This is a genomic window from Acinetobacter haemolyticus (assembly GCF_900406815.1).
Lineage (GTDB): Bacteria > Pseudomonadota > Gammaproteobacteria > Pseudomonadales > Moraxellaceae > Acinetobacter > Acinetobacter haemolyticus_A.
Genome location: NZ_OVCN01000010.1, coordinates 48905 through 59678 on the forward strand (window position 1 = coordinate 48905; position 10774 = coordinate 59678).

General features: G+C 39.4%; 10 protein-coding genes and 1 tRNA gene. 6 read left to right on the top strand and 5 right to left on the bottom strand.

From position 1 onward, the window contains the following. Positions 1 to 26 precede the first annotated feature (26 nt). Together DK207_RS08595 and DK207_RS08600 are read right to left on the bottom strand one after the other, a co-directional pair. The gene (locus DK207_RS08595; RefSeq protein WP_109440810.1) at positions 27 to 1355 is read right to left on the bottom strand and encodes a hemolysin family protein; all 1329 of its coding nucleotides are present in this window, start codon (positions 1353 to 1355) and stop codon (positions 27 to 29) included. A gap of 105 nt (positions 1356 to 1460) precedes the next feature. Continuing rightward, positions 1461 to 2450, bottom strand: coding sequence for a LysR family transcriptional regulator (locus DK207_RS08600; protein ID WP_005084639.1), 990 nt, complete (start codon positions 2448 to 2450; stop codon positions 1461 to 1463). Between the two features lie 539 nt (positions 2451 to 2989). On the opposite strand from DK207_RS08600, the gene DK207_RS08605 reads away from it, so the two are divergent. Beyond that, positions 2990 to 4591 carry an isocitrate lyase gene (locus DK207_RS08605; protein ID WP_109440811.1) on the top strand — a complete coding sequence of 534 codons (1602 nt, stop codon included), beginning with the start codon at positions 2990 to 2992 and terminating at the stop codon, positions 4589 to 4591. A 104-nt stretch (positions 4592 to 4695) separates the two neighbouring features. Here the strand turns inward: DK207_RS08605 and DK207_RS08610 are convergent, their stop codons facing one another. From DK207_RS08610 to cysS, 3 genes are all read right to left on the bottom strand, one after another. After that, positions 4696 to 5163 (bottom strand): copper resistance protein NlpE, encoded by a 468-nt coding sequence (locus DK207_RS08610; RefSeq protein ID WP_109440812.1) that lies wholly within the window; start codon positions 5161 to 5163, stop codon positions 4696 to 4698. Positions 5164 to 5395: 232 nt separating this feature from the next. After that, positions 5396 to 5471: transfer RNA gene (locus DK207_RS08615), tRNA-Gly, on the bottom strand. 63 nt (positions 5472 to 5534) lie between these two features. Further along, on the bottom strand, positions 5535 to 6956 hold the full coding sequence (gene cysS / locus DK207_RS08620) for a cysteine--tRNA ligase (protein WP_109440813.1): 1422 nt from the start codon (positions 6954 to 6956) through the stop codon (positions 5535 to 5537). 276 nt (positions 6957 to 7232) lie between these two features. On the opposite strand from cysS, the gene DK207_RS08630 reads away from it, so the two are divergent. The 5 genes from DK207_RS08630 to lptB are packed head-to-tail and all read left to right on the top strand — an operon-like array spanning position 7233 to position 10624. Then, on the top strand, positions 7233 to 8210 hold the full coding sequence (locus DK207_RS08630) for a KpsF/GutQ family sugar-phosphate isomerase (protein ID WP_109440815.1): 978 nt from the start codon (positions 7233 to 7235) through the stop codon (positions 8208 to 8210). 3 nt (positions 8211 to 8213) lie between these two features. Continuing rightward, positions 8214 to 8753: a KdsC family phosphatase gene (locus DK207_RS08635; protein ID WP_109440816.1), complete on the top strand. Its 540-nt coding sequence runs from the start codon at positions 8214 to 8216 to the stop codon at positions 8751 to 8753. A 44-nt stretch (positions 8754 to 8797) separates the two neighbouring features. Further along, a complete protein-coding gene (gene lptC / locus DK207_RS08640) occupies positions 8798 to 9346 on the top strand; it encodes an LPS export ABC transporter periplasmic protein LptC (RefSeq protein ID WP_109440817.1) in 549 nt (182 codons plus the stop codon). Next, positions 9330 to 9878: a lipopolysaccharide transport periplasmic protein LptA gene (gene lptA, locus DK207_RS08645; protein WP_109440818.1), complete on the top strand. Its 549-nt coding sequence runs from the start codon at positions 9330 to 9332 to the stop codon at positions 9876 to 9878. Before lptC ends, lptA begins: the two co-directional genes overlap by 17 nt. Beyond that, a complete protein-coding gene (gene lptB / locus DK207_RS08650; protein WP_109440819.1) occupies positions 9878 to 10624 on the top strand; it encodes an LPS export ABC transporter ATP-binding protein in 747 nt (248 codons plus the stop codon). Before lptA ends, lptB begins: the two co-directional genes overlap by 1 nt. Positions 10625 to 10774: the final 150 nt, after the last annotated feature.

Below are 10774 nucleotides of genomic sequence, written 5' to 3' on the forward strand. Positions count from 1 at the left end.
TTAAAAAAAACTTGCTGTGAAGAGGGTTATTCCTCTGTAACAACTGGGCTTTCACTCTCTTGGCTAGGGAGAATTTGCGTGACAAGCAATTGGTCAATTTTATAATGGTCAATGTCAACAACTTCAAATTTGAAGCCAGCGTATTCGACGGCATCCGCAGGACGAGGGATTTTGCGTAAACGATACATAATGAAGCCTGCGATCGTTTCATAATTTTCATTTTCGGGAAATTCCTCAATCTCCAAGACATGTTTCACATCTTCGATCGGTGTACTTCCATCGATTAACCATGAATGGTTATCGCGCTTAATAATTTGCTGATCTTCTTCCATAGGTGTAACCCAATCACCCATGACGGTAATCATGATGTCACTGAGCGTAATAACACCAACAACCAATGCATATTCATTGATAACGACAGCAAACTTTTCCTTGGTCGAGCGGAAACGGTCGAGCAACTCAGAAAGAGTGAGTGTATCTGGAATAATCAGAACGTTACGAATCGTTGATTCATTTAATTGGAGTAAAGACTGATTATTTAAAATACGAACAAGTATATCTTTTGTATCAACATAACCAATAACTTGGTCAATATGCTCATTACACACTAAAAATTTTGAATAAGGATATTCAGCCAATTTTTGGCGAATACTGCTCTCATTTTCTTTTAAGGTAAAGTACACGACATTTTCGCGTGTGGTCATGCTAGAGGGTACAGTGCGTTCTTCGAGTTCAAATACATTTTCAATAAAATGATGTTCTTGCTTTTGTAAAACGCCTGCTTGAGCACCTGCGTCCATGACAGCAGAAATATCATCGAAAGTTATATTGTCATCGCGTGTGGTATTTACCTTAAATAGCCTAAATAATAGATTTGCGATCGCATTGATACCCCAAGCCAAAGGTTTGCAAATTTTGATAAAAATTTGAATAGGCTCGATCACACTGATTGCAATTTTTTCTGGTGCAATCATAGCCAAACGCTTTGGCATTAAATCAGCAAATAAAATAAATAGGGAGGTAACGAAGGTAAAAGAGAGTGCAAAGCCTATGGTTTCTAACCATGCACCAGTATAGAAGCGACCAATCAGGTCAACGAAAAAAGGACGGAAAGCAGCTTCACCTAAAATACCGCCTAGAATTGCGACCGCATTTAATCCAATTTGAGAAGCAGCAAAAAAATCTGCGGATTGTTCTTGCAGATCCAGAACCTTTTGAGCGCGATGTTCACCTGATTCGGCTAGAATTTTAAGCTTTACTTTTCGTGCACCTGCCAGTGCAATTTCGGTGAGAGATAAAAAACCAGCTGCAATAATCAGCATTGCGATGATAATGATATTTTGAAAGAGACTCACACGTCACCTGAATTTGAATCATTATTATATTAATGTTTTAACATAAAAAAGTTGTCAAGTTAATCTTTAGATTAACTCGACATTGTTCATCTTTTATCGTTAATTTTAGTATTGTGAAAATTGAGAGTTATTTAATAAAAACTCTCGGTTTTCTTCCTCTATCATTTGTCGAGCTACAAATAAAATCAGTTGTCTTAACCAGCGATGAGCTGGGTGATGATGGAGCAAAGGGCACCAAGCCATTTTTAATTCGAATTCTGGAATATAAAATGGAGGATCTTTGATTACTAATCTTGGGTTTTGTGTTTGAAGCTGAGCCATACGCGTTGGTAGGGTTGCAATCAAATCTACATTTTGTGCTAAGAGGGCAGGCATTTGATAATGTCGTGTGAACACGGAAATCTTACGACGTTGCCCAATTCGCTCGAGGGCTTGGTCAATCCAGCCTAAACCCGCTTGTTTATCAGGATTGACACCGAAACCGACACCCATACCTGTTTTTGATACCCAAATATGTTGTGCATCTAAATAACTTTTAAGATTTAAATGCTGAACGGCAGGGTGCTTATCATTTAAAATACAACTAAAGCTGTCACGCCATACCAAAACCTGATGGAAACTTTGCGGAATTTCATTGAAGCGATTAATGGCTAAATCAACTTTACCTTGTTCCATATCGCGGTAGGACACATCACTTGGTGTTAAAAAGTCGAGTACCACGTTCGGGGCTTCTGAGCGTAATGCTTTAACTAAACGCGGAACTAAAGTCGCCTCGGCATAATCAGATGTCATAATACGGAACACACGATTACTGGTATATGGGCGGAATTCAGTTCGAGGTTCAAGAATCATGGAAAGATCAGACAGCGCATCGCGAATACGAGGTTGTAATTCCAATGCACGTTCTGTTGGGGTCATCCCTTCAGATGATCGAATCAAGAGTGGATCATTAAATAAATTACGTAATCGACGCAAAATATTACTCATAGCTGGCTGAGTGACACCAAGTTGCTCAGCTGCACGGGTGACATTTTTTTCACGAAGAAGTACATCAAGATAAATTAATAAATTAAGATCGACTCGCTCCAGATTCATAAAAAAAATACCGAAAATAAAATCCTTGAATTGTGATGAATTATGACATATCTGAAGCCATTTGTGTAACTTAATACTACAAAAAGCAACAGCTGAATTGTGAGGGGTGTGCACTTTAAAGGAGTTCACTTTAAGCAGATATAATTAAGTATATTTGGTCATGTATGTGTGGCTCTTCGAATGTAAAATAGAGGAAGAGCTTATGTTCAATAATGCTATTTTAGTACACTGGGTTGTTTACAGGTTGAGATCAAAATCTCTGAAAATAAAATAATTCAAGGATGATTTAACCTAAAAAGAGCTTTTTTGTATTTTTAAAATTAATTTAAAAACAATAATTTATTTTACGTTTTTTGAGGGTGTTGAAAAATGCCGCTTCATATATTTTTTAAGAAAATACTGAAAATTAAGCTAGAATATTGGATTAATCCCTTAGCAAAGACTAAGCTGTGCTCATATTGATGCATTGCTCGAAATCTCGCCGACATTAGAAGCATGATTTTCAGCGTCCAATCGATGCCAATCCCTTAAAGGAAAATATCATGACATATCAATCAGCTTTAGAGCACGTTCGTGCCGTTAAAGAAAAATTAGGTGGCACATGGGGTGCGATTCGCCCAGAAGATGCTGCTCGTATGATGGTTCAAAACCGTTTCCACACTGGTTTAGACATCGCTAAATATACAGCTGCTATCATGCGTAAAGATATGGCTGAATACGACGCTGATAATAGCAAATACACTCAATCATTAGGTTGCTGGCACGGTTTTATCGCGCAACAAAAAATGATTGCGAACAAAAAATACTTCGGTACTACAAGCAAACGTTACATCTACCTTTCTGGTTGGATGGTTGCTGCTCTTCGTTCAGAATTTGGTCCACTTCCTGACCAATCTATGCACGAAAAAACTTCTGTGCCTAAATTAATCGCAGAAATCTACACATTCTTACGTCAAGCTGATGCGAAAGAATTAAACGATTTATTCCGTGCTTTACAAAAAGCTGAAGCTGCTGGCGATGCTACTAAAGCTGCTGAAATCGTTTCTCAAATCGACAACTTCGAATCTCACGTTGTGCCAATCATCGCTGATATCGATGCTGGTTTCGGTAACGAAGAAGCAACTTATTTGTTAACTAAACAAATGATCGAAGCGGGTGCATGTGCAATCCAAATCGAAAACCAAGTTTCTGACGCTAAACAATGTGGTCACCAAGCTGGTAAAGTAACTGTTCCACACGAAGACTTCCTAGCTAAAATCAATGCTGTTCGCTACGCGTTCCTTGAGCTTGGTGTAGACGAAGGTGTTATCGTTGCACGTACTGACTCTGAAGGCGCTGACTTAACTCAAAAGATCCCTGTATCTAAAGAGAAAGGTGACTTAGCTTCTCAATACATCAGCTACTTAGACACTAAAGAAATCGATATTTCTGAAGCTTCTGATGACGAAATCCTGATCAAGCGTGATGGCAAATTACACCGTCCAACTCGTTTAGCTTCTGGCTTATACCAGTTCCGTGAAGGTACTCAACACGACCGCGTTGTACTTGACTGTGTAACTAGCTTACAAAACGGCGCTGACATGATCTGGATCGAAACTCCAACTCCAGACGTTGCTGGTATCGCTGGTTTCGTAAACGACATCAAAAAACAAGTTCCAAATGCAAAACTTGTTTATAACAACTCTCCATCGTTCAACTGGACGTTAAACTTCCGTCAACAAGCTTACGATCGTTGGGTTGCTGAAGGTAAAGACGTTTCTGCTTACGACCGTGCTAAATTGATGAGCGCTGAGTACGACAACTCTGAACTAGCTGCTGATGCTGATGAAAAGATCCGTACTTTCCAAGCTGATGCTGCACGTGAAGCAGGTGTATTCCATCACTTGATCACTCTTCCTACTTACCACACAGCAGCTCTTTCTACTCATGAGCTTGCTAAAGGTTACTTCGGTGAAGAAGGTATGTTGGCTTATGTTGCTGGCGTACAACGTAAAGAAATCCGCGGTGGTATCGCATGTGTTAAACACCAAGCAATGGCTGGTTCAGACATCGGTGATGATCACAAAGAAATCTTTGCTGGTGAAAATGCACTTAAAGCTGGTGACGCTAGCAAAAACACGATGAACCAATTCGGTGGCTAATCGCTTCTGATTGATTCAAAAAAACCCTGCTCATGCAGGGTTTTTTTATTGTGGGGTGCAAGTAGTATAAAGTTCACCATTCTATTGATGAGCTTTTACTAGACTTATTCAGCTTCTTTTTTAAGCTCGTATTTATCTGCCAATTCACCAGTAATTTCTTTACCTTCTAAATCTAAAGCTTTTAAATAACCTTCAGCAACGAAATATTTACGTCCATCACCTGATTGGTCAAGCTCAATAATTGAGGTGTTGGTATTATTGAACGTAAATTTACCTTTGCTTTCAAACGGCTTACCGTCTCCTTTCCCAAGATAAACTTCTTTTAATTCGTAAGTTTTATCTAAGTTTAGTTCGAGCTCTGTTTCTATCCCTTCACAATCGGCGCAAGGTAATACACCTTTGTAGGTGCCATTCCAATCTAAGGAGTTTTCTGCAGTATGAGCATTATCCACTGCAATCGCTTCGCTAGCAGCAGGGGCTGGCATATGCTCCTCATTCTTTGCGTTATCATTTTTGCTACATGCAACTAAAAAAACAGAAACCAGAGAAAGAGCTATAATTGATTTTTTCATTTTAAATTGAACCTTATAACGAGAAATACTCGTGTCCTAAGTTATGGGTTTTTAACGTGAAAGGGTAGTTGGAGAATGTAAGTTTATTTAACCTTTGGTAAACATGTAGTATTTTAATTTTTAAATTGTTGCTATCAAATTTGCGAAATCCATCTAGTATCTAATATCGTAATTTTAAGTTTGTTTGAAATAAAAAAAACCCTAATCAAACGATTAGGGCTTTTTTGAATTTTGGAGCGGGAAACGAGACTCGAACTCGCGACCCCAACCTTGGCAAGGTTATGCTCTACCAACTGAGCTATTCCCGCAATATGGACGCATTATAGAGAGTTTAACTCAACTGTCAACTCTCTATGATACTAAGTGTTGAATTAATCAGCACGTCGCCAAATTGTTCCTTGACGAGTATCCTCTAAAACAACCCCTTGATCTAATAGAGATTGGCGAATACCGTCAGCTTTGGCAAAGTCTTTTGATTTTTTTGCATCTACACGTTGTTGAATCAAATCTTCAATATCTGCATCAGAAAGGGTAAGGGCATCTTGACCAATATCTGATTTGAGGAATTCATCTACATCATGTTGAACTAATCCAAGAATATGGGTTAAGTGACGTAGTGTGGAATAAAGGACAGTAGCTTGCTCCGCCTGTTCTTCTTTTACAGCTCTATTTAACTCTTTATTCAGTTCAAACAGTAGCGCCATTGCTTCTGCTGTATTGAAGTCATCACACATGGCATTGTTAAAGCGCTCAACAAAGCTTTGTTCTAAGCACTCAGTGGTCTTTTGTCCATACGCTTGCTGATAGGCTTTAAAAGAATGATAGAAACGGCTTAGCGCAGTTTTTGCTTCTTTTAAGGCAACATCAGAGAAATTGACAGGGCTACGGTAGTGTGATGAAACAATGAAGTAGCGAATGACTTCAGGATGGAATTTCTCCATCACATCCCGGATGGTAAAGAAGTTGCCTAAGGACTTAGACATTTTTTCGCCATCCACGTTGATGAAACCAACATGCATCCAATAATTTACATATTGTTCGCCAGTTGTTGCCTCACTTTGAGCAATTTCATTTTCGTGATGAGGGAACATGAGATCTGAACCACCACCATGAATGTCAAAGTGATTGCCTAAGCAGCAGGTTGACATTGCTGAACATTCAATATGCCAGCCCGGACGACCATTCCCCCAAGGTGAAGCCCACGCAGGTTCATTTTCTTTAGCATGTTTCCAAAGTACAAAATCAAAAGGATGTTTTTTGTCGACTTCCACATCCACACGCTCTGATGCACCCGCTTGCATATCTTCAAGCTTACGGCCTGATAAACGGCCATATTTTTCAAACTTACTTACTTCAAAATATACATCGCCATTGTTTGCAGGGTATGCAGCACCTTTATCTACCAAAGTGCTAATCATGTTTTGCATTTGATCAATATATTCTGTTGCTTTAGGGGCTTCATCAGGCGCAACACAGCCTAAGTTTGCAGCATCTTCATTCATTGCATCAATAAAGCGAGCAGTGAGTTGTTGGATGCTTTCACCATTTTCGTTTGCACGTGCAATGATTTTGTCGTCAATATCAGTGATATTACGAATATAGCGTACTTTCCAGCCTTGGCTACGTAAGAAACGAATGATGTAGTCAAATGCAACCATAACGCGAGCATGTCCAATATGACAGTAATCGTATACGGTCATACCACAGACATAGATATCGATTTGACCTTCATTACGTGGGACAAATTCAACTTTTTTACGTTGCTCAGAGTTATATAAAACAAAAGGTTGCATAAGGGTTTTCAAACACTCTACAAAATTAGCGTTACATCATAACGTATGCATCATTTTTCATAAAGTTGTCTGGAGAAAAAAGATTGGTTTGGCACTCAGGTGTAGATTGACCTTTTACAATGGGTTGGTTTTTAAAAAGTAGTTTCTCCATCTTCCTTGAAAACTTATACATTTGGAAACGTGTATGACTGACAGTTGTGCTAGAATCTCCACAATTGTTTCGATTAAAATCATCCATCATCAAGTGGATAGAGTATTACTTTGAGTCAGACTCACATGTCACAAGCTATAAATTTTCAGAAAAGTGCATTGGAAACTTTGCGTATTGAACAACAAGCAATAGAAGTGCTTGCAACTCAGATCGATGAGCGTTTTGATCGTGCATGTGAAATTCTATTGCAATGCTCAGGACGTGTCGTTGTTACGGGTATGGGAAAATCAGGTCATATCGGACGAAAAATGGCAGCGACATTTGCTTCTACTGGCACGCCATCATTTTTCATGCATCCAGGTGAAGCTGGTCATGGTGATCTCGGTATGCTGGTTCGTGGTGATGTGCTGATTGCGATTTCAAACTCTGGAAAGAGTGATGAAATTATGATGCTCATGCCGCTGATCAAGCACCTAGGTGTACCTTTGATTACGATTAGTCGTGATGATAAGGGGCCTATGCCACAAAATGCGGATGTTGCTTTAACACTCGGTGCGGCTGACGAAGCTTGTCCACTAGGTTTGGCACCTACTTCAAGTACGACAGCAACCTTAGTGCTCGGTGATGCCTTGGCTGTTGCGCTATTAGAGGCGCGTGGTTTTACCGCTGATGATTTTGCGCGCTCACATCCTGCCGGTGCTTTAGGTAAACGTTTGTTATTACATGTGAAGCATTTGATGCATACGGGTGCTGAATTACCAAAAGTAAAACCTGACACACCGATGAATAAGGTGTTATACGAAATTTCTGATAAACGTTTGGGTTTGACGACGATCGTAGATGATCAAGATACTCTGTTAGGCATTTTCACTGACGGTGACTTGCGTCGTATGATTGATCGACAACAAGGCTTTGATGTGACTGCTGCAGTATCTGAAGTGATGACCAAAAATCCGCTTACTATTTCTCAAGAAGCTCGTGCAGTTGAAGCTTTAGAAAAAATGCATGAGAAAAAAATTAACCAATTCGTTGTTGTTGATGATGCTAAAAAAGTGATTGGTGTTATTAGTATGCACGACCTTATTGAAGCTGGAGTAAATTAAGCCATGGCATCGTATGCTTTACAAGAACAAGCACGTCATTTACAAGCCTTAGTGCTGGATGTGGATGGGATTTTAAGCGATGGCTTTGTGACATTGACCAATTCAGGTGATGAGATTAAATCATTTGATATCCGTGATGGTTTAGGCATGAAACTGGTTCAAAGAGCAGGGATGAAAGTTATTATCATCACTGGTCGAAAGAGTAATATCGTTGAAAAACGTATGTCAGACCTGGGCGTTGATTTAATTTTTCAAGGTCGTGAAGATAAAGGGGTTGCCCTGCGAGAAGCATGTGCTCAGCTCAATATTCTTCCTGAAGATTGTCTATATATGGGTGATGATTGGCCTGATTTATCTGCATTTTCAATCTCTGGTATGTGTATCACTGTACCCAATGGTCATGAAGAAGTCCGTCGACGTGCGCATCTTGTCACTCAGGCAATGGGTGGGCGTGGAGCGGTAAGAGAAGTTTGCGATATGTTATTAACGGCAAAAGGTGTTTACCAAGAACTGCTTGAAAAATATCTTGCTGTGCCACATTAATACAAGTATAGAGTCGATATGCTCAAGGTTAGGTAACCCTGTTTATGGATACCAAAGTTTTATATGTTATCGCTATAGCCGTTGCAAGTGTCAGCGGTGGTTTTTATTATTTTAGCGGTAAAGCAAAGAAGTTAGATGTGGATGCTGCTAAGAATATGACTTATTCGGCGCACGGCGTTCATTTAACTCAAACGGATGAGCAAGGAAACTTGTATGTCCGTGCTGAAATTAAACAATTACAGCAAGATATGCAGCAAAAAACCTCTCAGATTGATCAACTGAATGCCGTCATGTACAAGCAGGGTAAAGCTGATGCGACTTTTTCGGCTCGACAGGCCAATGGCTATGACGATAACCATAAAATCGTATTGGCAGGTGATGTGGTTGTAACCAATTTGACTGATCAAGGTAACATGGAGTTTCGAACAGATGAAATTACAGGTTATCCAAAAACTAGAGAGTTAGAAACACAACATCAAGTGATTGTTCAATCGCCATCGTCTGAGTTTATCAGTCAAGGTTTAAAGGCAAATTTGAACGATGGACAATATGAGTTTTTTAAAGTTCGAGGAAAGTATGCGCCAAACTCTTAATTTTAATAATCGCTTTACTTCCTTAAAGCAATTCGCATGTATGGCAGCCATCGCTTTATCTTCAGCTTCAAGCTTTGCTTTGCCTTCTGATCGTAATCAACAACTGACTTTGGTTGCGGATCGTGCGACTTATAATGATAAAACAGGTATTACCACCTATACGGGTAATGTTGTGATTGAACAAGGCACGATGAAGTTGCAAGCCGATTCAATCGTGGCAACATTAAATAGCAAAAGAGAAATCCAAACAATTACTGCCAAAGGTCAACTTGCTAAATTTCAACAGCAAATCGATGCGAAGCGTGGTTTGGCACGTGGTGAAGCTCAACAGATCGTTTATAACGCTGACACTGGTATCCTTACTTTAACGGGTCGTGCGTATTTGTATCAGGATGGCTCTAGTATTCGTGGTGAGAGTCTAAAATATAGTATGAATAAAGGTGACGTGGAAGCTCAAGGTTCTTCATCTAATCGAGTGCAAATTATTATTCCACCATCAAGTTCAAAAAGTTTTCCAGGGGCGCGTGATTAATGGAACAATCGCTGCAACAACCACAAACCTTATGTATTAAGCATTTAGCGAAAAACTATAGTAAACGTTGGGTGGTAAAAGATGTGTCTTTTACCATGCAGAGTGGACAAATCGTTGGATTATTAGGTCCGAATGGTGCTGGTAAAACGACAAGCTTTTATATGGTTGTTGGTTTAGTACGAATGGATAAAGGTGAGATACATTTAGACGATCTCGATTTATCTGATCTAGCCATGCATGAGCGCGCACGTAAAGGTATTGGATATTTACCACAGGAAGCTTCGATCTTTAGAAAGCTAACTATTGCTGAAAATATTATGGCAATCTTGGAAACCCGAAAGGACCTGAATAAACAGCAACGTCAGCAACGTTTAAATGAGTTGTTGAGTGATTTTAAAATCAATCATATTAAAGACTCATTGGGTATGAGCGTGTCGGGTGGTGAGCGTCGTCGTGCTGAAATTGCGCGAGCATTAGCTGCGGATCCAAAATTTATGTTATTGGATGAACCATTTGCAGGGGTCGATCCAATTTCTGTGGGTGATATTAAAGATATTATTCAAACATTGAAAGATCGTGGAATTGGTGTGCTAATTACAGATCACAATGTTCGTGAGACTCTAGCAATTTGTGAGAAAGCTTATATCGTAAGCGAAGGCTCTGTGATTGCAGAAGGAACACCACAGGAAATCTTAGACAATGAACAGGTACGTAAGGTTTACCTAGGTGATGATTTTGTGGTTTAAGTCAGCACAAATGTGTATGAAAAGAACCTGAAAAGGGTTCTTTTTTTCATAAAATCCAATTAAAAGTGTGATCTAATTTACAAAAAATAAACATTTATAACTGGCTGAATTTCCACCTAAAACGTGGTGTTTACTACAAGAATAAGAGTA